This is a genomic window from Paenibacillus sp. GCM10027629, assembly GCF_042676425.1.
Classification (GTDB): Bacteria; Bacillota; Bacilli; order Paenibacillales; family Paenibacillaceae; genus Paenibacillus_K; species Paenibacillus_K terrigena.
The window spans coordinates 1,433,878-1,454,554 of sequence record NZ_JBHTGZ010000009.1 but is presented as its reverse complement, the minus strand read 5'-3'; the positions used below and the strand labels follow the sequence as shown (position 1 = coordinate 1,454,554).

Below are 20,677 nucleotides of genomic sequence, written 5' to 3'. Positions count from 1 at the left end.
GATGATGAACGTAGCCTTACACAGCAATCCTCCGATAAATGAAGAACTAGCCGAGCAGCAGTCTGGCAAGGGACAGTACTTTTTGGCGTTTTATCTTGGTATCTTGCTGGTGCTGACTGCCTACCAGGACTTCCCTCTTGTTAACAAGATCGGAGAAATTGGTAGATCGCCTATTATCCTGCTGCTTCCTTTGTTTGTTTTTTGTGAGATTGCGATGCTTGCTAAATATAAGCGATTTATGGATGCGCCTAAGCTGCAGAAATACTTGTTCGCTTTTATTGTTTACCTAACTTTTGTCACCTTAGGATACATTCTTGTTCAATTCTTGCAGGGGAGTTATAGCTTCTGGTCTGAGGGCCTACTTGGTAAAGGGTTTAAGGTCTTAATTTATTTCGCATTAATTCTGCTGTATATCAGGCACATGCAATTGGTGTTCTCCAAAATTAAAAGCTATAAGCTGCTGTATGCAAGTTTTTTTACTGCGGTGAGTCTATTGCTTGTGATTATGATTGTCGAATTAGTTACGATGCCCAATGCGTTCACCTTCCTGCATTCAGGGAGTCAGCCCTACTGGAGGGTGAGGCTGCTTACTTCAGAAAGTAGTACGACGGGAACCATTGTTGTAGCGTATTCTGCAATTCTAGTCTATTTGAGCCAATATTTAAAACGTGTTGGCATGATTCTATCGAACATCTATGTCGCTATTTTTTTTCTATTCTATTTATCGGTTACGGGATCAAAAGGGTTTCTAATCGTATGTTTATTGACGTTAATTGTAACGATGTTGAAATTTATGGATTTCAGGAAGAAGAGAAATTTTATTGTGCTCATCGGCGTGGTGGTAGCCATGTATATGTTTATTACTTACTTCTCAGCAGGGTTAATCAGCTCATTCAGTAACGATATCGAGAACTATACATCGTCATATACGAGGATGGGAACGATTATTATCGCGATCATAACTGTTTTTCATCACCCGTTCGGGGTGGGAACAGGCGCTTACTTAATGTATTTCGATGACTATTTAAATGACTCGATTAACTTCATGAGTAGGTTCTATTACAACACCTTCGGAATAAGCCAGATCAATGCAGGAGAATTGCTCCAATACACGGGAACGGCTAAGAATTTAGGTGTCAAATCAGGGTTCTTCCAATGGTTTATGTTTGGGGGGATCTTCTCACTATTATTTTTCTATCTGTTAGCCAAAAACTTGATTGTCAAAGTGAAATCGAGCATCATTCTGTTCTTGGCACTTATTTTCATGCTGTTCTCATTACTCGTTGTGACACTTGAGATTAAATATGAGATATGGATGTTGTTCGCATTTATCAGTTCTTTTCTAGGAGAGAAGGAAATAAATCATTCCAATATGTCGGGGGTATCTAAATGAAAATACTTGTTGTATGCAGTGATTTTCCTTATCCCGCCGATCATGGCGGCAGAGTCGATACGTGGGGTCGAATTAAGGTGCTTGCCGAGCTCGGATGGACGATCCATCTTGTCGTATGCGGCAAACAAATGCCTACCCCATCGGATATGAATGTGGTCTATCGCTACGTGGAAGATATCAAGCTGTGTGAGCGAAGAAGTAAGCTTAAGGATCTACTATATCGGGTTCCCATGCAAGTGCAATCGCGAAATGAGCTGCGATATGTGAATATTGATGAGGATTATGATTATGTGCTGCTGGAAGGCGACTACGTGTATCCTATCCTAAAGAACCCATTAATCAAACATGCGAATGCCATTCTGAGAGTTCATAACGATGAAGCGGTGTACTTCAAGGCACTGGCTAGAAGCACAACCAATCGGATTCATAAACTTTATTATCATATGGAGAGCAGCAAGTTCAGGATGTTGCAGAAGAAAATGCTGAAGAAGGTAGATAAGTATCTATTTATCTCAAATAAGGAGTTTGAAACGTTCCAAACCCTTCACCCTACAACAAAAAGCCTATTTCTACCGCCTCCTGTCACAAAAGAGACCTTTCTGGAGAGCTCATTTGAGAGCAAACATGTTGTATTTATCGGGTCCTTATTTATGCCGAATAATCGTGAAGCGATTCAGTGGTATTTGGAACATATTCATCCCTTAATGCTCAAGGAACCCGAGTACAAGTTTATTGTAGCTGGAAATAGTAGAAAACAAGGTTTGAGCTGGCTTGAAGGTTACGATATGACGAACGTTATCGTGCATGATACGCCAGAAGATCTGGATGACATTTACAAACAGGGGTATCTATTCGTGAATCCGATGCAGAACGGAGCGGGTGTAAAGCTAAAGACGATCGAAGCGATTCAGAACGGATTGCCTGTCGTCTCGACCTCTATCGGATGCGAGGGCACTGGACTCGTGGATAACGATCACATCATGGTCGCTGACAGTCCGGAGGAATTCTATCTTAGAATAAAGCTGCTGTTTGACCACCCGCCAAGAGCGAGAAAACTACTAGCGTCGTCACAGCGGTATATTCGCACGCATTATGATCATAAAGAGGTATTGCAACGCTACATCAATTCGCTACATCCACGTTATCATGAAGCAGGTGCTATGAATGGATAAAAGAAAAATAAATGTCATGTTTATAACCCATGCAGATAAAAAGGGAGGTGCCGAGCAAAGTCTGATTCATTTGATCAATTACTTGGATACTTCAAAATATCGGATCTTCCTATTAGCTCCTAGAAATGCGGAGTATCTAAGCGAGATTCGAACGGAGTACCAACACTTTCCGCTCCGCCTCAATAGCATTAAGAAGAAATTTGGCTTCGGGTATTTGGAAACCGTGTTTCGGATCAAGTCGTTTGTGAGAAAAAATCACATTGATATTATCCATGCCAACGGCTGGCGAGCACCGTGGTACACAGCACCGCTCAAATTCCTAACGAAATGCAAATTAGTCTGGCATCACCGGGATTATACGCATTTGAAAATGTTCAATCGTGTCCTGCCGCGATTCTTCGACCAGGTGATCTGTATTTCACACTTTGTTGCCAACTCGATTCAAGGTGATAATAAGACGATCATCTATAATGGCGTCGATCCAGAGCTTGCTCTTACCATGAAGACTCGGCGGTTTATGGAGGATGATACGCTTGTTATTGGAACGTTTGGGCGGATCGTAGAGTGGAAGAGATATCATCTGATGATCGAGGCCGTCAAGAAGCTCTCTGATAATCAGAAGAATAATTGGAAGCTGCTGATCGTTGGAGATACATCCGTCGATGGTTCGGAGGGCTATTTCAATGATATGATCCAGCAGGTTATCGAATATGGCTTGGAAGAAAAGATTATTTTCTGTGGATATAGCAAAAAACCGCTTGAATTGATGAAGGAATGCGATCTGACCATTAACTTCTCGTTAAATGAGCCATTTGGGAGAGTCATTATTGAATCGATGTTGGTACAGACACCTGTTATCGTATCCGACTCCGGCGGTGCCCCTGAGATTATTCACCAGACAAAGGGAGGGTTTATCGTCAAGGATGGGGATGTTGAAGAGTTGTATCAGACCATTCAGCGCGTTTACGATCATCATGTCAACTACCAGGAACTTTCGATCCAAGGCCATACCAGTGTCATGAATGATTTCAACATGAACACGATTGCCCGTAAGGTAGAGAACACCTACCACTTGTTATTGGCTAATCGCTTGAAGTCGGAAACGGCGGGATGAGCGCATGAGTATCACAATCAAGCAATTCAGTCTAGGGAAATTATTAGCCGTGCTGAAGGGAGCTGTGATCCTTCCATTCAAGACCAACGCCGTGGGGCGATTGGGCAGAATAACAGGTCGTTTGACGATCAAGAACAGAGGTGAATTCGTAGTCGGAAAAAATGTGTCATTTCATTCGAAGCCGTTTCAGTCATCGATTACCGTGAGTAAGCAAGCCACATTGTTGGTGGGAGATAATGTGTTTTTTAACTACGGTTTAGATATTGGATGCACGAAATCGATTCGAATCGGGAGTAATACGATTATAGGTCCCATGGTGAACATGATAGATACCAACTTTCACCCCGTGGATGTGAATGATCGTTCAGAGAGCAAAGATATCGTTATTTCGGAAAATGTCTGGATTGGTCGAGGCGTACTTATATTGCCTGGGGTAACGATCGGACGTAATTCTGTCATTGCTGCAGGAAGCGTCGTAACACGTGATATTCCATCCAATGTGATGGCTGGTGGTACGCCTGCCAAGGTCATTCGAGCGATTGATGTTCCTAATGAGTGGATTCGAAGATATAACTAAAACGATTGGTAATGGGCTGTAGTTGCTGCAGGTTACGTCGTTTAGGGAGAGTATTGCGATGAAAGTATGGATGTGGCCAAAATCGAGCGAGTTGAACTTCTATAATGATTTATTAACAGATTCGTTATGTGGTGCAGGAGTAGACATTAGGGATTTGAAGCATGGCAAGCTGTTCTTAAAGGTTGGCCAGGCGAAACCAGGTGACATTGTCCATATTCACTGGATGCACCATGCTTACCAAAATCGAAATCCGCTGTTGTTTATTGTGAAATCGTTCCTATTTATGATGACGTTGATTTATTTGAAGCTGCGAAATATACAGTTGATCTGGACGATTCATAATCTGTACCCACATAACGCGAAGCATCACAGAATGGAGCGTTTCATGCGCGGATTGATCTGCCGTTTCTGCAGCAAATTGATTGTAGCTTCGGAGTCGATCAAGCGAAAAGTGATTGCCGAATTTGATGTTCCAGCGAAGAAGCTGTTCGTGGTGAAACATGGCCATTATTTGGGCGTATATAAGCGGAATGGCCTGGACTTCAGAGAAAAATACGATATTCCTGAGGTTGCCGATGTCTACTTATTTCTCGGTGCCATTCAAGCCTATAAGGGTGTCGAGGATCTCATTGAAGCTTTTAATGCCGTGAAGTCGAAGAACAGTTACCTTATCATCGCAGGCAAAGCGGATCAAGAAATGAAAGCGTATCTGAAGCGTGTTCAAGATATGGATCATATCATTTTGGATTTACGTTTCATTCCAAATGAATCCATCGCTGATCTGATCAGTGCGGTTGATGTGATGGTCATGCCTTACAAAGAGATTACGACTTCGGGCTCCGCCATCCTTGGTCTGTCGTTTAAGAAGCTGATCGTCATGCCTAACAATGACTTCATTGATGAATATTTCAAGGAAGACATGGTTGTTCGATATGACCCAGCAGAGGATAACGGGCTGAAAAACGCGATGAAAGTGGCTTTGAATGTGAAAAATAAGGACATATCACCAAATTACGATGAAGTACTAGAGGAATTAGAATGGAGCACCATTGCGAAGCAGATCAAAAACGTGTATCAAGGAAGTGGATGATCGATGAAGATCACAGTAACGGTAGCCATTTGCACGCATAATCGAGCAAAGGATACTGGAGAAGCGATTGAGAGTGTCTTGCGTCAAAATTATGCTAGCGAGGAAATTGAAATTGTCGTGGTCGATAATCGATCGACAGATGATACGGCCAAGGTGGTTAATGATTTAAGGAAACAGCACGGTTCAAGGATACGATATATATTTGAAGATAAACTTGGATTATCGGTTGCGCGGAATCGAGCTATTCGTGAGGCAAGGGGTAAATACATACTCTTTCTGGATGATGATGCGCTGGCTTCGAGTGACTGGGTACGAAACATCGTCGAAGTATTTGAAAGTGATCCGATGATTGGATGTGTCGGAGGTAGAATCGATCCGATCTGGGAAGCTAAGGAGCCAGACTGGATTCCGGAGGAACATCGATCGGTATTCACGATTCTCGATTATTCGAGTGAAGTGAAGGAGATGCCGGCTCCGTCCATCCCATATGGTGCGAATGTTGCTTTTCGATTGAGCGTCTTCCTTCATTTCAAGCTATTTCGTGAGGACTTGGGACGTGTCGGAACCAATCTCTTATCCAGCGAAGAAAGCGAGCTGATTGCTAGAATACGTACGGGGTACAAGGTGTACTATACACCATTCGCACCGGTACAACACAAAATCGCTAAAGAACGAACGACGAAGAAATGGTTCTTGAAACGGATTTTCTGGCAGGGTGTCAGTGATGCGGTGAAACGAAACGATACAAGCTTCATCGCTGTCCTGAAGCATACGGTTCGTATGTTCCAGGCGATTCTATCTTCGCTATTCTCGATCTTTCATTTCAAGACTTTTATAAGGCAAGTAGTTAAAATATGTTACCGCAACGGATCACTCGTAGGTATTTTGCGATATAACGGTAGGGGTTGAAGTTAAGTGATGTCAGAGCTCACCATGCAGAAAACATCGAAGGGTAGCGGACTCTTTCAAACGATACTTCGTACGAGTGCAACGAATCTTTTGGTGATGATCATCAGTACGCTAACGTCCATTGTAACGGCTCGTATGTTCGGGGTCGTGGGCAAAGGAGAGTTTTCGGCTATTCTGTTCTGGCCGACGCTGCTCGCAGGACTTGTCGGATTTGGTCTTCCAACGTCTCTCATCTATAACCTGAAGCAAAATAAAGGTAACGGTGCTGATTTCGTAAGGGCTGGATTTCTGTTTCAGATCCCAGTCAGCATCATTGTTGGTATCGTCGCTTGGATCTGGCTGCCGGCATGGCTTGGGAATTATCCGGAGGCTGTTATTCAGACGGCCAGGTGGTACACGGTACTCATGCTTCCTATATTGCTAGCGGTCAATTTGATTTCTGCACTAGCACAAAGCACAGGGAAATTTAACGTATACAACGGTATTCGATTATTTTTCCCATTAATGAATCTGGCAGGACTTATGGCGCTCTGGTCGATGAATAATTTAAGCCTACATTCCGCTGCACTGGTATTTCTTGTAACCAGTGTTTTTGTCATATTGTGGGCTTTATACAGTGTACGAGACGAGCTTCGAATTAAGTGGTTAAAGGGATTAGGCAATTTGCAGGCTGCTAAGACATTGTTCGGCTACGGTAGCAAAGTATTTGGCGTAGAGCTGCTGGGGACGCTGTATTCTCAATTTGATAAAATTATCATTCTTTCCTTGTTAACAGCAAGAGACTTAGGACTATACACCGTTGTCTATGCGCTATCACGTGTATTCAACGTTGTTCAGACAGCCATCACGAACGTGATTTTCCCGAAGGTAACCGGTATGGATAAGGATGCGATTATTGCGACGGTTGGCCGGGCGTTCCGGCTTTCGATGCTCTTGATGACGATTGTGGTTGTTCCATGTATGTTCATCGGTCGATATCTCATGGGTGTATTGTTCGGTGCACCTTTTCTAGAGGCTAGTGGGGCCTTTTACATTCTATCTATTGAATGTATTCTCGGAGGTGGTTCATGGATTCTAGCCTCCTCATTTAATGCGATGGGAAGACCAGGGCTGGTATTAGTCCGTCAGCTTATTGCCCTGGCCGTAACGATCGGGTTGTTCTTCGTGTTTACGCCATTATACGGATTGAACGGCATTGCGATTGCTTTACTGATTGGTGCTATCATTCGTTTGGCGGTGACAATGGCATCGATGCGGATCGTCTTTCAAGTGAAGATAAGCGGTATGCTTTTCGACAAGAACGATTTTCGTTTTCTAATGGACCGAATCAAAGAAAAAACAAAAGGTAAAGGAGCGCGCTGATATGCAAATGAAACCGACTTTCCATCCGATGGACGCATTGAAAAAACGGCTTAGACTCATTTTGAGTGTCATCCCATCAAGATCAAGCATTTATTATATTGATTATCCTGTCTATAACAATGGCGGGGATTTGTTGATCATGAAGGGCACGGAGACGTTTTTTAGAGATCATAAGATTCACGTTCAAGCGCGCTACAGTGTGCTTGATTTTCCCGAGAAGCTAGCGATTCCGAAGGATCAGATCATCGTTCTTCAGGGCGGTGGAAACTTTGGAGATTTGTATCCCGTACATCAGAAATTGCGTGAGAAAATCGTTGCTGAATATGCGGACAATCGGATTGTATTGCTGCCGCAGACGATCTTTTTTAAAGAAGAATCGGAATACGATCGGACGGCGGAGTTGTTTAATCAACATGGAGATGTACATCTCTTCGTAAGGGATACACTGACCTATGAGAAGGCAGTTCAGAAATTTCACGGGTGCAGAGTCTATTTATCCCCTGATATGGCACATCAACTGTGGCCTATTCGCCCAACAAGCAGCCCGAGTAAAGAACAACTATGCTTCTTCCGTACCGATATCGAGAAAACGAAGGATCAGTTGCAGTTCGAATCGGATGGCAAGGGAGATTTCTTAGACTGGGCTTCCTTATACAACCGCGTGGAGAGAAAATCGATCAAAATGATCGCGAGCGCAATGAAAAAAGGTAGCGGACCGTTACCGATGTATGCAATCTGGGACAAGTATAGCGATTACTTGGTGAACAAAGCTGTTAAGCGCTTCAGTGATTATCAGAACATACAGACATCAAGGCTCCATGGTCATATCCTAGCTTGCTTGATGGACAAGCCCAATATGCTGCTCGATAACTCATACGGTAAAAACTCTAACTACTATCATACGTGGACCAGCGAAATCGAAACCGCACAACTTGCCGTGCAAACCCACAAGATTGCGAGACTGCATGAGGAAGCAATGCTTAATAAAACGAAGCTGAGTCTTTCGAAGTGAATTTTTGTTCCACAAAACTAGGCATATGCTTACAAAGTGAATTTTTGTTACACAAAAATTTTAGGAGGAGTCTTTATGAAAATTGTTCTTCTATCCGGGGGATCAGGTAAACGCCTATGGCCGTTATCGAATGAATCACGCTCCAAGCAATTTTTGAAGGTCCTGGGAAATGCGGATGGTGAGCGAGAATCGATGGTGCAGCGCGTATGGGGGCAGATTTCTAGAGCTGGACTTCGCGATCATGCCTATATCGCCACGAGTAAATCTCAAGTTGAAATGATTCACTGCCAACTTGGCAATGAGATCGAAGTCATCGTTGAGCCGGAGAGAAGAGATACCTTTCCTGCGATCGCTTTGGCAGCTACATATCTATACTCAGTGCAAGGCGTTAGTCTAAATGAGACCGTCGTTGTTATGCCTGTTGATCCGTATGTGGAGGAGTCGTTCTTCCATAAGACGAAGGAGCTCGATCAGGTTCTTAACGAATCGGGAGCGGATTTGGCTCTCATGGGCGTGACACCAACGTATCCATCAGAGAAATATGGCTATATCGTCCCAAATATCGGTACGCATGCTGAAGAGCCATACATAACCGTTCAAAGTTTTCGAGAGAAACCCCGCGAGGAAGAAGCGGTAGCCATGATTGAGCAGGCTGCGCTTTGGAACTGCGGTGTTTTTGCTTTTAAGCTGGATTCTCTCATTAATATGCTGATCGAGAATGGCTATCCGATCCAATACGAAGAGATGACGAAGCAGTACGGAAGGCTTCCGAAGAATAGCTTTGACTACGAAATCGTGGAGAAAGCGAATCATATCGTCGCGCTACCTTATCAGGGGGAGTGGAAGGATCTAGGTACGTGGAACACGCTGACGGAAGAGATTGAGAGCTCTCTTATCGGTAAAGGAATCCTTAGCGGAGAAATTCATAATACCCATGTCATCAATGAACTTGACATACCAATTACGCTGCTTAACGTATCCAACGTTGTCGTAGCAGCAAGTCCGGATGGCATTCTAGTCTCGGACAAGGCCGCAAGTCCAATGATTAAAGAAGTCATGAAACATTCAGATCAGCGGCCGATGTATGAAGAGCGGCGCTGGGGGCGTTACCGCGTACTTGATTATTTGAAGTATCCCGATGGAAAAGAGGTGCTGACCAAACGCATCTGTGTCTCAGCGGGCCAGAATTTAAGTTATCAATACCACTTGCTTCGGGACGAGGTATGGACGGTCATTGCAGGTTCGGGCGAGATGGTTCTCGATGGCAAGCACTTCTTGGTGAAGTCTGGCGATGTCTTAGTCATTTCCAAAGACAGTAGACATAGTCTGCGAGCAGAATCGGAAATGGAAATCATCGAGGTACAGACCGGGACGGAGCTTATCGAAGAGGATATTGTGAGGCTCGCCTTTGATTGGAATGAAATTAAACAACTGTGCACCTAGTGCGTGATACGAATCCAATGAAGGAGTGTTAAGAATGAACATTACGGTGATCGGAACCGGGTATGTAGGGCTTGTCTCAGGCGTTTGTTATGCGGAGATCGGCAATCAGGTCATCTGCGTGGATAAGGATCCACGCAAGATTGAGATGTTGAATGCAGGGGATATCCCGATTTATGAGCCGGGATTGAAGGAGTTGGCTGCAGCCAATCGCGCAGCAGGGAAGTTATCTTTTACGGGAGATTTAGCACATGCGGTTAGGCAATCGGACGTGATCATCATCGCGGTTGGAACGCCTCCGCTGCCAAGCGGCGAAGCGAACCTTGCTTTTATTGATCAAGTCGCACTTGAAATCGCAGAAGCGATGAATGGTTACAAAATCATCGCTGTGAAAAGCACGGTGCCTGTCGGAACGAATGAGAGGGTTGCAGAGTTAATACGGTCACGCTCGAGTTGCGATTTTGATAGCATCTCGCTACCAGAATTCTTGCGAGAGGGATCTGCGATTGAGGATACGCTGCACCCAGACCGGATCGTGGTAGGAGCTGATTGCCAGAGCGCTGCCGATATGATGACGCAGCTTCACAAGCCGTTGACGGAGCAAATCGTTGTAACGGATATTCGTAGTGCCGAAATGATAAAATACGCGTCCAATGCATTTCTAGCTACGAAAATATCGTTTATTAACGAAATTGCGAACATATGTGAGAAGGTCGGTGCGGACGTGACCAAGGTTGCGGAAGGGATGGGCCATGATAAACGGATCGGACCGTCGTTCTTGAAGGCAGGCATTGGGTATGGAGGATCCTGTTTCCCGAAAGATACCAGCGCGCTCATTCAAATTGCGGGTCATGTTGATTACGAGTTCAAATTGCTGCGCTCTGTTGTCGAAGTGAATCAGGATCAGCGATTTAATGTTATTCGTAAGCTTGAGACCATATTTCATGGCGAGTTGAGAGGGAAGACGGTTGCTGTATGGGGGTTAGCATTCAAACCAAACACAGACGACGTACGCGATTCACCGGCACTAGAAATCATTCAGCATTTGGTTGATCATGGTGTGAAAGTAAAAGCCTACGATCCAATTGCGATGGATAGCTTCCAAGCTCTATTCGGTAAGGATGGCGTTGAATGGGGGTCGCAAGCGCTAGAAACGGCTCAAGATGCGGATGCGCTGTGCTTATTAACGGAGTGGGATGAATTCGCATCGGTTGATCTGGCTCAACTGCAGAACGTATTGAAACAGCCGATTCTCATCGACGGGCGCAATGTGTTTCATGAGGAGGATTTATTAGGGACGGATTTCATCTATTACTCCGTAGGTCGTCCTAATCTCAACCAAGGCGTTAAAGAACCAATGCCTGCTTTGTAATTTTAAATATCTAATAAGGGGTTGAAATCTTGAATAAGTTGACGTTGACGAAGAAAGTAACCGTGTCTACCATTGCTCTATCTATGCTTGCTGCTACGCTTGGAGGAATACCACTTAGTCAGAAAGGTTTCGCAGAAAAATTGAACTTGATTCAAACGGTGAGTGCTGCGGAGGTATCGCCTCTGTCGGCATCCCTATATGAGCAAATAAGAAAGTGGCATGCTGCTCTTGCAGCTGGAGGTCCACAAGAAGTACAGGCTGTCATTAGCTTGCGGGATGAGCTGGCCCAGTTTGATTGGATAGCGAATAAACAACTGGTAGATCCGATCTGGAAAAAAGTGATTGCTAAGCTGCCTGCTCATATCAATCAGAAGGAACTGAAAGAAAGTCTATTCCGTCTTATCCAGGCGGTCGGTTCGATACAATCGATATCGGATATCGAGGCACTTCGGACCAATCCTGAGTTTCGGGAGACGCTGAAGCTGATCGCATCTGCTGTTCATGCCGAGAACCTCAGAATGGATGATATTCTCGTCTTTGTATTTGGTGATGGCGGAAGTCATGAGGGCTTGGAGGGTAAAGTAACAAGCATCCTTGGAAAAATGTCCGTGATGCAACTGGTCCAATTAATAGGCAATAGTAAAGGGATAGCGGAGATTGTGCTTCAAGCGATGGATAGACAGCTCAATCAACCAGATGACTATAAAGTCAGTTCAGTTCTCAAGAAATTGGATATTTCATCGCAAGATATTCGAACGTTAGTGATGAACCTTCAGGCCCAACTTAAGAATGATGATGCCGCACTGCAAGCGTTAAGCTTTGCTTATATCCGTTCATCCACACAGGCATCAGCAGAGATTACTGAGAATGGACGTCAGCATGCATATCGATTGAAATTGTTTGGCGTGGATATTCCTTCTTTTGTATTGAAATGGACGAAGGTATCGGGTAGCGATCATGTGACGGTGTTATCTAGCGGGATCGTCAGAATACCTGAAGGGGTTCAGAGCGGATCCGCCGTAATCCAAGCGAAGCTTGTCAGTCCAAATGGAGGACCTGCCAAAGTGATCTTCGAGAAAGAAGTGACACTGACAGATACTTCCGCTTCGGAAGAAAATGTGTTCCCCGTGGAAGAATACCTGAAACGACTTAAAAAGATTCGAAATGCACTTGTCGCTGCTGGCTCTTCGGATGTGAAGAGCGTTCAGAAGCTGCTAGAAGAGATGATGGGACTTGATTTAGCGAAGAACCAAGCCTTGATTGATCCGATCTGGAAACCTATAGCGAAAAAACTTCCAGAATCCGTCGATCAAGCAGCGCTGAAGAAGACTTTGCTCCAAATGATTCAAGAAGTCGGAGCACTCCCATTTGATGTCGAAGCGTCTCAGCTGGCGTCGATTCGAGCGAACCCAGAGTACCGGTCTGCGCTGAAAACGATCGGGAAAGTTGCTGGAGTTCCGACGATTAACATCGACGATATCCTCATCATGATGTTCGGTGATGGCAAAGGTAATGGTGGCGTAGAAGCAATCGTACGTAACACACTAGCTTCGATGAGTTCGAAAGAGTTAGCCAAGGTATTAAGTAGCAAAAATACGCTAGCCATCATTCAAAGTACAGCATTAGCCAAAGTACTCAATGATACGAAGGGGTATGCGCTAAGCAAGGCATTGGCAAATCTGGGTGTCAGACCGACAGATACAGCTTCCATGATACTTGGGTGGAAGGACAAGCTTAAACATGATGAGGCAGCCATTAAAGCATTGAGTGCAGCCTTTATTCGTTCCGAGACGGAATCGACGGTCAAGATTTCTGATCGCGGACGTCAGCATCAATATGGTTTGACTGTCCAAGGCGTTGAACTACCTACCTCTAGTCTGAAGTGGAAGAAAGTATCAGGAAGCAAGGATGTTAAGGTGGATTCGAACGGTAAAGTAACCATATCCAAGAAAGTTGCGACAGGAACCGCGGTTATTCAAGCATCGCTAGATAATTTCTTAGGGGGTAGCTCGAAGGTTATCTTTGAGAAAGAGATCACACTTATCAACGACGATGCTGCGAATGATCCAAAAGTGTTGATCCAAAATATTCTGAAGACATTCGAAGGTAAGTTAGCAGATATTAAAAAGAGATTCGATGCTGCAACGACAGATTCGGAGAAGGTGCAGTTCATTCTAGAAGTGATTCAAGCTGGAAATGATAGCTACGAGCAGATTAACAAAGTAGCAGGTCCTAAAGGGTTAAAGAACGAGGCCATCAATAAGGTGAAAAAACAGGTTAATCAGATGATTGATTTGATCATCGATCGTTTAATGAAATTCTAATTATAAGCCAACTCTCCTTGAAGAAGGAGGGTTGGCCTATTCCATATTTCATAAGAAAGTGGTGTTAACATAACGATGGGACAACAACGGATACGAAAAAAAAGACGCCGTCGCATTCAAAAACAGAATATTCCTATAATTATTCTATCCTCGATAACGATTATGCTGGTAATCGTATGGGGCGGACTGTACTGGAGGGAGTCTACAAAGATAGCGCTTCATGATCCGAAGGAAGAGTACGTGCAGAATTGGGATGAGCTTGACGCATTACCACCAATCGGTTCAGAGGATGGAAAGACCACACCGGTTGCGAATGGCCAAGAAGGTGGACAACAGGTACCAGACGGTGTTAAGCAGCCGGAAGCGGCCAAGCAGGAAATAAAGACGGAGCAGTCTAAAGCGGTCAAGAATGTAATCGAAACGGAGCAGCCGGGAGCAGCCAAGCTGACAAAAGGACCTGTAACGAAATCGAATGAGCCAAGTAAAGCGAAGTCAGATACACCTAAGCAGCCGTCTGCCAAATCTGACAGCACGGACACGAACTCCAATTCAAGTTCTAAGTCGGAGACAATAGCGTCTAAGGAATCTAAATATGAACAAGAATTGCTAAAGTTGAAGGCGAAATGTATGAAGGATATGGATGTCATCTTAGAAGGAGCGGAAACGAGTTTCTCGAAGCTGGATAAGACAAATCCAACCGAGGTTCAAGCATGGCAAGACAAGATAACGGTAGAGGCGTCTAATGCCCAATCTGCATGTGAACGGAACTATCTAGATCTAATCCAATCAGCAGAAAAGGACTCTGTGTCTGCGAGTATTATTGATGAGTGGACACTAACGTATAACGCGTTAATCGTGAAACTTCAAGATGAATCGAGAGCGAAGTTGCAAAAATTAATGGGGGGGGTAAGTTAATTATCGTCCTTTGGTAAGTTGCGATCGCGGATCACACGTTCGAGCAATATCCGAATGAGATCCAGATCGTCCTTTTCCAAAGGAATCCCATCCCAATGAAGTTGTTTGTAATTTAAATATTCTTTTGCATTATGATTTGGTTCTTCTGGTGGCTCGGGATAATCCGTAAGCCCAAGAAGGTAATCCGAAGTAGTTCGAAGTTTCCGGGATAATGTATGGATGGATTCTAACGTTGGCTGGCGATATCCCGATTCATACCCTGCATAGGTACTCTTTGCAACGCCTACGAAATCGGCTACTTCTTGCATGGTCAATTTTCTTTGTTTACGCAATTGTTTAAGTCGTTTCGCGAACATCCCCAGGCCCCCCTCTTATTCATACGAATCCACTTTCGTTAAGTGAGATACTTATGTATCCCCATCAATTAGACGCAACCCCTATTATAGCATGTTCCCTAGTCGTGTGCACAATGATGCTAGTAAAATATTTAAGTTTTTGCAAATAACCAGCTCTCCTTGTAGTCAGGGGGAGCTGTTATGCTGCTTCCTTCATGATTTGAATCGGGTATAGAGATGAGATACACTAGATTGAGAGGTGAACATAATGATTACATTAGGGGTACTTGATCATTCACATATTGGTGAAGGGCAAACAGCCGCAGATACTTTGCGAGATACAACGAGATTATCGCAAGAGGCTGAGAAATTAGGATATTCCAGGTATTGGGTATCAGAGCACCATGGTACAAGAGCACTAGCGTCTTCCAGTCCTGAGGTACTCATTGCACATATCGCATCGGCAACTTCCAAGATTCGTGTTGGGTCTGGCGGTGTGATGTTATCACACTATAGTGCCTATAAAGTTGCTGAAAATTTTCGGTTGCTAGAAGCCCTCTATCCAGGACGGATCGATCTAGGTCTTGGAAGAGCCCCTGGCGGAATGCCTCTTGCGACACGAGCGCTGCAGAATGGCGCGTATTCTGGGATTGACGGCTATCCACAGCAGATTGCAGATTTGAACGGGTATCTTCATGATGCGATGCCGTCTGGTCATTCGTTTGAGAAGCTTATTGCCGCTCCGATCCTATCAACCGCCCCAGAACTGTGGCTTCTCGGCTCAAGTGATGGTAGTGCGAGAATTGCAGCCCAGCAAGGGTTGCCTTTCGCATACGCGCAATTCTTCGGTGTGCCAGGCGGGGAGATAGCGATGAAATTGTATCGAGATCATTTCACGCCATCCACGCTGTATGCAGAACCGAAACCGCTTGTCTGTGTTCTAGCAATTTGTGCGGAAGACGAGATGGAGGCCCAGAAACTGGCGGCAAGTACGAATTTGTTCTTCTTGCAATTGGAGAAGGGGATGGAGCTACCCGCATTCCCGTCTGTACAGACAGCGTTGAATTTCCCTTATTCAGACTATGATGTTGCGCGAATTCATCAAGGGCGTCAGCGTCGAATTGTAGGGACGCCGAAACAAGTGAAGGAAGAGATTCTAGCGATTAGTGAACGATTTCAGACGCAAGATATTATGATTGCTTCGCCAATTCACGATTTTGACGCGCGAGTTCGTTCTTATCAATTGATTGCGGAAGCATTCAATCTATAAACGGTTCATGGAGGAGAATGGAAATGCCATTCAACCATATTATATCGAAATATATGCCTTATGCTTCGTGGCAATTGGTATCCGGGGAGAGCGGCTGGAATAATACGACACGCTTTGTCGTTACAGCAGAGGGAACCGCTGTCCTACGTATTTATGAGACGCATCGAGACCTAGGTAAAATCCAATTCGAGCATGAAGTCTTATTAGCGCTTGCTGAACAGCAATTGCCCTGTGGAGTTCCACATCCGCTGCGGACAGTTGATGGTCATACCTATACCATGTTAGCAGATGGCACGGATCGATATGCATGCATGTTCCGTTACATCGACGGAGCAAGGCCAAGTCGGAAGCACCCAAAGACAGCCCAATCTATTGGCGTGGCAACGGGGACGTTGTCCCGTGCATTAGCCTGTGTTCAGGTCTCACGTGCAACGGCATATCCGCCTTATTATGAGCTTGAAGCTGCACATCCTACGTGTACAGAGGAACGGATCTCATCGTTCTGCTTGTCTCCGCTGGAAGCGTTTTGGCATCAATCCTGCGAGTTGGTCTTGATCTACGGAGAATTCACGATGTTCCATGCGAACCTGACGCATCTACGTAAGCTTCCACATCAACTCGTGCATGGAGATATCAATCATTCTAATCTGTTAGTATCCAAGACGGATCCAGAACAAGTGGTTGCGGTGCTTGATTTTGAATTCTGTACATGGGATTTGAGAGCGATTGAACCTGCCGTAGTCTTGTCTGGTTATTTGTCAGAATCGCCTGATTGGCCGCTCGTAGAAGATTTTATCCGTGGTTATGACTCGATCGTCTCGCTTACCGACGAAGAGATTGAAGCGATTCCGCTGTTGATCCGTCTTCGCAAGCTGGATATATTTATCCATTTTCTAGGAAGGTATCTGGATGGTATTGATTCGTCTGAGATATTAAGCGAACACATCCGAGACGTATCGAACGGTCTACGGACGCTTAGGCAGGAGGAAGAGCAGATTCTTCAAATCTACAGACAAGTGAGCAACAATCGTGTGGTTATTTAAAAGGAAAAAGAAGACGCATTCGAGTGGATCGAACGCGTCTTTTTTGTGTGCCTTTAATTATAGAGGTTGTTCAAAAAGACAACATTTGATCACGAAGTCATTCAAGAAGCATAATCGACATCGAATCTTGCGTTCACCTTCGAAGTCCGGTACTCATTTAGGTTTCGCCTAAACTCCGTTCCTCCTTCTTCAGGTTCTCGCAACCTTCTCGGTGCTGAAATGCCGACTTTTTGAACACGCAATTATAGTAATTTTTCAATATCTTCCTTCATACTTTGCGGCGTTTCGTAAGATTCATACCGCTTGATGACATGACCTTCACGGTCGATTAAAAATTTCGTGAAGTTCCACTTGATATCATTGGATTTTAACTCTTCAGGCATATTATTCTCGAACATCGAATGGAAGCGTGCGCCAGCCGGTTCGTCCAGATTAAATCCAGCGAACGGTGCCTCTTCCGTCAATTGTTGGAACAGCGGATGTGCGTTAGCGCCTTTCACATCGATTTTGGCAAAGAGGGGAAAGTTCACGCCGTAATTGATCTGGCAGAATGAATCCACTTCATTGTTATCTCCTGGCTCTTGTCCACCGAATTGATTACACGGGAAACCGAGAACTTCAAGTCCTTGTGATTGGTATGCTGCATACAGGTTCTGAAGCCCTTCATATTGCGAGGTGAACCCACATTTACTCGCTGTGTTAACGATGACAAGGACTTTATCTTGGTAATCAGATAGGTTAGCTTCCTCACCTTTAATGGTCTCTAATGCATAGTTATTGATGGTCATGTACGTTAATCCTCCTTATATTTTGTGGATCGCTTAGGATGGCATCGGTGTTGGTGTTGGTGCTGCATAACCTTCGGCATAAGTCTGATCGATGTATGCACGAATGTCCTGGTCGGAGATTCCTTTTTCCTTCAATTTAGCTGTTGTTGTCGCGATTTCAATACACACGCCGCATCTTGTGCCATGATCGTCCCAGATGACGGAACCGTCTTCCTTGACTTCGTGAATGAAGCAGTTTAGATTGCTCTTGTGATCTGCGCTGTCGGCACACCCACAGTAGCAAGGCATATATGGAAGTGTATCCTTTACTGTTGAAGCCGTTATGTATGCCGACCGAACGGTGTCTGATGCTTGATCGAGAAAGGTTGGCAGCGTGGTAAGGGAGGAAGTCGTTTCCTGCAAATCTCCATTTGTTAGTTGGTGCTGTTCATGTTCTGCGGTCTTGCTGGAACATCCCGCGAGTAGAATCAAAAGTGCAAGTGTGAGACCGGCTGTAACTCGTGTTAATGCGGATAGCAAGCATTTCACTCCTTTTAATAGAATCAATTCACATGAATTATATCACGATTCGTGCCATAATTTCGATCTTCATAAGACAAATATCGGTAGATGATCGCTGTTTAAATTCTGTTTACATTCGTCATGTATTGTTACCTCCATAGAACATAGAGGATTAGAAATGAAGGAGCTGGAACATATGGAGGACATACAAGGGACACAGAAAAATGGGGACTGGCGGCAATTTCTCGCTTTGATTCGGCAGACCAAACCATCGGTATGGATGCTTGCGGTCGCCTTGGGACTTAGTGTTATTTCAACACTCGTCGGGTTAGTGATTCCGATGTTCACGAAGACGCTGGTGGATAGCTTCTCCGTATCTTCGCTGAGCACATGGCAAATTGTGGGACTGGTTGTTGCGTTCATTGCACAGACGATCGCAGGGGGCGTATCGATTTATATGCTCAACTATGTGGGGCAGCGTATTGTCGCGAATTTGCGAGATCGGTTATGGAAGAAGCTGCTTGTTCTTCCGGTCTCCTATTATGATAACAACCGCACGGGCGAGACGATAAGTCGGATGACGAATGACACGGGCGTTGTCAAAGGCTTGATCGCAGAGCATCTGACAGGATTCTTCGGCGGGATCATCTCGGTGATTGGTTCACTTGCTGTATTGATCTATCTCGATTGGCAAATGACGCTCATTATGTTGTTAATCATTCCATTATGCGTCTTGATACTCGTGCCGCTCGGTAAACAAATGGTGAAGATATCTCGCGGGTTACAAGATGAGACAGCATCATTCACCTCGGTGCTGAGTCAGGTCTTGTCGGAAATTCGACTTGTAAAATCGTCCAATTCGGAGGCGCGTGAATATGAGACGGGAAGCCAAGGGATTACGAACCTGTTCCGTTATGGATTGAAAGAAGGCAAGGTGCAAGCCTTAATCTCACCGCTTGTCTCCTTCGTTATGATGTTATTGCTTGTCGTTATTATAGGATATGGCGGGATGCGTGTTTCATCGGGTGCCTTAACAGCAGGGGAACTCGTTGCATTCATTCTCTATCTATTCCAAATCGTTATTCCGATGACGCAGTTGACACAATTTTTTACGCAATTCCAGAAGGCGATTGGTGCAACGGAACGTATCGTTGCTACACTTGAAGCCGATGAGGAAGACCATGCAACGGGTGAACGACTCACGAACCCGAACCAGCCAATCACATTGAAGGATGTTGCATTTGGCTATAGTGAAGAAGAAGCGGTGCTTCGCAAAGTGAATTTCACGATCGAACCGGGTAAAGTGACAGCGATCGTGGGACCTAGTGGCGGTGGGAAGACGACTTTTTTCTCGCTCGTCGAACGATTCTACAAGCCATTATCGGGATCGATTACATTAGGCAATCGTGCGATTGAGAATTTTTCGCTTCAATCTTGGCGGAGGCAAATTGGTTATGTCTCGCAAGAGAGTCCGCTCATTGCAGGTACGATCCGGGATAATATCTGCTATGGGGTAGATCGCGACGTGACGGAGCAAGAGCTGAAGCATGCTGCTGCGATGGCTTACGCAGATCAGTTCATCGATGGCCTGCCGAATGGTTACGATACGGAAGTCGGCGAACGCGGCGTGAAGCTCTCCGGCGGGCAACGACAGCGGATTGCGATTGCAAGAGCCTTGCTCCGGGATCCTCAAATCTTGATGTTAGATGAAGCCACCTCAAGTTTAGACAGCAAGTCCGAGATCGTCGTACAAGAAGCGCTGAATAACTTGATGCAAGGCCGTACGACACTTGTTATCGCGCATCGTCTCTCCACCGTCGTGGATGCAGATCAGATCGTATTTATTGAGAAAGGCGCAGTCACCGGCATTGGAACACACGAGTCGTTGCTGGTGTCTCATCCGATGTACAATGAGTTTGCCACCCAGCAGCTGCGGCTTCAAGATCAAGCTGTGTAAATAGCGGGCACTCTAAAGAAGATGGTTTCTGTACTATACAGAAGTCATCTTCTTTATGTATAAAATTATAATTGATGGTTGCTGGAAATATATGCTACGATCG

General features: G+C 44.9%; 18 protein-coding genes. 15 read left to right on the top strand and 3 right to left on the bottom strand.

Going from position 1 to position 20,677, the window contains the following annotated elements; genetic code table 11:
• Nucleotide 1: 1 nt before the first annotated feature.
• From ACFQZR_RS16155 to ACFQZR_RS16100, 12 genes are all read left to right on the top strand, one after another.
• A complete protein-coding gene (locus ACFQZR_RS16155) occupies nt 2-1,393 on the top strand; it encodes a hypothetical protein (protein WP_379347590.1) in 1,392 nt (463 codons plus the stop codon).
• Nucleotides 1,390-2,565, top strand: coding sequence for a glycosyltransferase family 4 protein (locus ACFQZR_RS16150; protein WP_379347589.1), 1,176 nt, complete (start codon nt 1,390-1,392; stop codon nt 2,563-2,565). Before ACFQZR_RS16155 ends, ACFQZR_RS16150 begins: the two co-directional genes overlap by 4 nt.
• Nucleotides 2,558-3,679: a glycosyltransferase gene (locus ACFQZR_RS16145; protein ID WP_379347587.1), complete on the top strand. Its 1,122-nt coding sequence runs from the start codon at nt 2,558-2,560 to the stop codon at nt 3,677-3,679. Before ACFQZR_RS16150 ends, ACFQZR_RS16145 begins: the two co-directional genes overlap by 8 nt.
• A 4-nt stretch (nt 3,680-3,683) precedes the next feature.
• Complete coding sequence (locus tag ACFQZR_RS16140; RefSeq protein ID WP_379347585.1) at nt 3,684-4,256, top strand: LbetaH domain-containing protein; 573 nt, start codon at nt 3,684-3,686, stop codon at nt 4,254-4,256.
• A gap of 58 nt (nt 4,257-4,314) precedes the next feature.
• Nucleotides 4,315-5,346 (top strand): glycosyltransferase family 4 protein, encoded by a 1,032-nt coding sequence (locus ACFQZR_RS16135; protein ID WP_379347583.1) that lies wholly within the window; start codon nt 4,315-4,317, stop codon nt 5,344-5,346.
• A gap of 3 nt (nt 5,347-5,349) precedes the next feature.
• On the top strand, nt 5,350-6,255 hold the full coding sequence (locus tag ACFQZR_RS16130; RefSeq protein WP_379347581.1) for a glycosyltransferase: 906 nt from the start codon (nt 5,350-5,352) through the stop codon (nt 6,253-6,255).
• A gap of 9 nt (nt 6,256-6,264) precedes the next feature.
• Nucleotides 6,265-7,617 carry an oligosaccharide flippase family protein gene (locus ACFQZR_RS16125; protein ID WP_379348878.1) on the top strand — a complete coding sequence of 451 codons (1,353 nt, stop codon included), beginning with the start codon at nt 6,265-6,267 and terminating at the stop codon, nt 7,615-7,617.
• Nucleotide 7,618: 1 nt separating this feature from the next.
• On the top strand, nt 7,619-8,629 hold the full coding sequence (locus ACFQZR_RS16120; protein ID WP_379347579.1) for a polysaccharide pyruvyl transferase family protein: 1,011 nt from the start codon (nt 7,619-7,621) through the stop codon (nt 8,627-8,629).
• A gap of 75 nt (nt 8,630-8,704) precedes the next feature.
• Complete coding sequence (locus ACFQZR_RS16115; protein ID WP_379347576.1) at nt 8,705-10,072, top strand: sugar phosphate nucleotidyltransferase; 1,368 nt, start codon at nt 8,705-8,707, stop codon at nt 10,070-10,072.
• Nucleotides 10,073-10,106: 34 nt separating this feature from the next.
• On the top strand, nt 10,107-11,441 hold the full coding sequence (locus tag ACFQZR_RS16110) for a UDP-glucose dehydrogenase family protein (protein ID WP_379347575.1): 1,335 nt from the start codon (nt 10,107-10,109) through the stop codon (nt 11,439-11,441).
• 29 nt (nt 11,442-11,470) lie between these two features.
• Nucleotides 11,471-13,765, top strand: a complete 2,295-nt coding sequence (locus ACFQZR_RS16105) for a hypothetical protein (protein WP_379347573.1) — start codon at nt 11,471-11,473, stop codon at nt 13,763-13,765.
• A gap of 162 nt (nt 13,766-13,927) precedes the next feature.
• Nucleotides 13,928-14,680 (top strand): hypothetical protein, encoded by a 753-nt coding sequence (locus ACFQZR_RS16100; protein ID WP_379347571.1) that lies wholly within the window; start codon nt 13,928-13,930, stop codon nt 14,678-14,680.
• Here the strand turns inward: ACFQZR_RS16100 and ACFQZR_RS16095 are convergent.
• Entirely contained in the window at nt 14,677-15,036 is a 360-nt protein-coding gene (locus tag ACFQZR_RS16095; RefSeq protein WP_314591393.1) for a helix-turn-helix domain-containing protein, read from the bottom strand. The genes ACFQZR_RS16100 and ACFQZR_RS16095 overlap by 4 nt on opposite strands.
• A gap of 247 nt (nt 15,037-15,283) precedes the next feature.
• Between ACFQZR_RS16095 and ACFQZR_RS16090 the strand changes: the two genes are divergently transcribed.
• Both ACFQZR_RS16090 and ACFQZR_RS16085 read left to right on the top strand, forming a co-directional pair.
• On the top strand, nt 15,284-16,285 hold the full coding sequence (locus ACFQZR_RS16090) for an LLM class flavin-dependent oxidoreductase (protein WP_379347568.1): 1,002 nt from the start codon (nt 15,284-15,286) through the stop codon (nt 16,283-16,285).
• Nucleotides 16,286-16,308: 23 nt separating this feature from the next.
• On the top strand, nt 16,309-17,328 hold the full coding sequence (locus ACFQZR_RS16085; protein ID WP_379347566.1) for a phosphotransferase: 1,020 nt from the start codon (nt 16,309-16,311) through the stop codon (nt 17,326-17,328).
• A 242-nt stretch (nt 17,329-17,570) separates the two neighbouring features.
• Here the strand turns inward: ACFQZR_RS16085 and ACFQZR_RS16080 are convergent, their stop codons facing one another.
• Nucleotides 17,571-18,116, bottom strand: a complete 546-nt coding sequence (locus ACFQZR_RS16080) for a glutathione peroxidase (RefSeq protein ID WP_379347564.1) — start codon at nt 18,114-18,116, stop codon at nt 17,571-17,573.
• Between the two features lie 33 nt (nt 18,117-18,149).
• A complete protein-coding gene (locus tag ACFQZR_RS16075; RefSeq protein WP_379347562.1) occupies nt 18,150-18,635 on the bottom strand; it encodes a PCYCGC motif-containing (lipo)protein in 486 nt (161 codons plus the stop codon).
• Between the two features lie 178 nt (nt 18,636-18,813).
• Between ACFQZR_RS16075 and ACFQZR_RS16070 the strand changes: the two genes are divergently transcribed.
• Nucleotides 18,814-20,574 carry an ABC transporter ATP-binding protein gene (locus ACFQZR_RS16070; protein ID WP_379347560.1) on the top strand — a complete coding sequence of 587 codons (1,761 nt, stop codon included), beginning with the start codon at nt 18,814-18,816 and terminating at the stop codon, nt 20,572-20,574.
• The last annotated feature ends 103 nt before the right edge of the window (nt 20,575-20,677 follow it).

Coding starts and splice junctions, on each gene's coding strand:
- ACFQZR_RS16140 (WP_379347585.1), top strand. CDS start 3,684: ATGAGTATCACAATCAAGCAATTCAGTCTAGGGAAATTATTAGCCGTG.
- ACFQZR_RS16125 (WP_379348878.1), top strand. CDS start 6,265: ATGTCAGAGCTCACCATGCAGAAAACATCGAAGGGTAGCGGACTCTTT.
- ACFQZR_RS16145 (WP_379347587.1), top strand. CDS start 2,558: ATGGATAAAAGAAAAATAAATGTCATGTTTATAACCCATGCAGATAAA.
- ACFQZR_RS16070 (WP_379347560.1), top strand. CDS start 18,814: ATGGAGGACATACAAGGGACACAGAAAAATGGGGACTGGCGGCAATTT.
- ACFQZR_RS16100 (WP_379347571.1), top strand. CDS start 13,928: ATGCTGGTAATCGTATGGGGCGGACTGTACTGGAGGGAGTCTACAAAG.
- ACFQZR_RS16135 (WP_379347583.1), top strand. CDS start 4,315: ATGAAAGTATGGATGTGGCCAAAATCGAGCGAGTTGAACTTCTATAAT.
- ACFQZR_RS16130 (WP_379347581.1), top strand. CDS start 5,350: ATGAAGATCACAGTAACGGTAGCCATTTGCACGCATAATCGAGCAAAG.
- ACFQZR_RS16115 (WP_379347576.1), top strand. CDS start 8,705: ATGAAAATTGTTCTTCTATCCGGGGGATCAGGTAAACGCCTATGGCCG.
- ACFQZR_RS16095 (WP_314591393.1), bottom strand. CDS start 15,036: ATGTTCGCGAAACGACTTAAACAATTGCGTAAACAAAGAAAATTGACC.
- ACFQZR_RS16155 (WP_379347590.1), top strand. CDS start 2: ATGATGAACGTAGCCTTACACAGCAATCCTCCGATAAATGAAGAACTA.
- ACFQZR_RS16150 (WP_379347589.1), top strand. CDS start 1,390: ATGAAAATACTTGTTGTATGCAGTGATTTTCCTTATCCCGCCGATCAT.
- ACFQZR_RS16085 (WP_379347566.1), top strand. CDS start 16,309: ATGCCATTCAACCATATTATATCGAAATATATGCCTTATGCTTCGTGG.
- ACFQZR_RS16120 (WP_379347579.1), top strand. CDS start 7,619: ATGCAAATGAAACCGACTTTCCATCCGATGGACGCATTGAAAAAACGG.
- ACFQZR_RS16090 (WP_379347568.1), top strand. CDS start 15,284: ATGATTACATTAGGGGTACTTGATCATTCACATATTGGTGAAGGGCAA.
- ACFQZR_RS16080 (WP_379347564.1), bottom strand. CDS start 18,116: ATGACCATCAATAACTATGCATTAGAGACCATTAAAGGTGAGGAAGCT.
- ACFQZR_RS16110 (WP_379347575.1), top strand. CDS start 10,107: ATGAACATTACGGTGATCGGAACCGGGTATGTAGGGCTTGTCTCAGGC.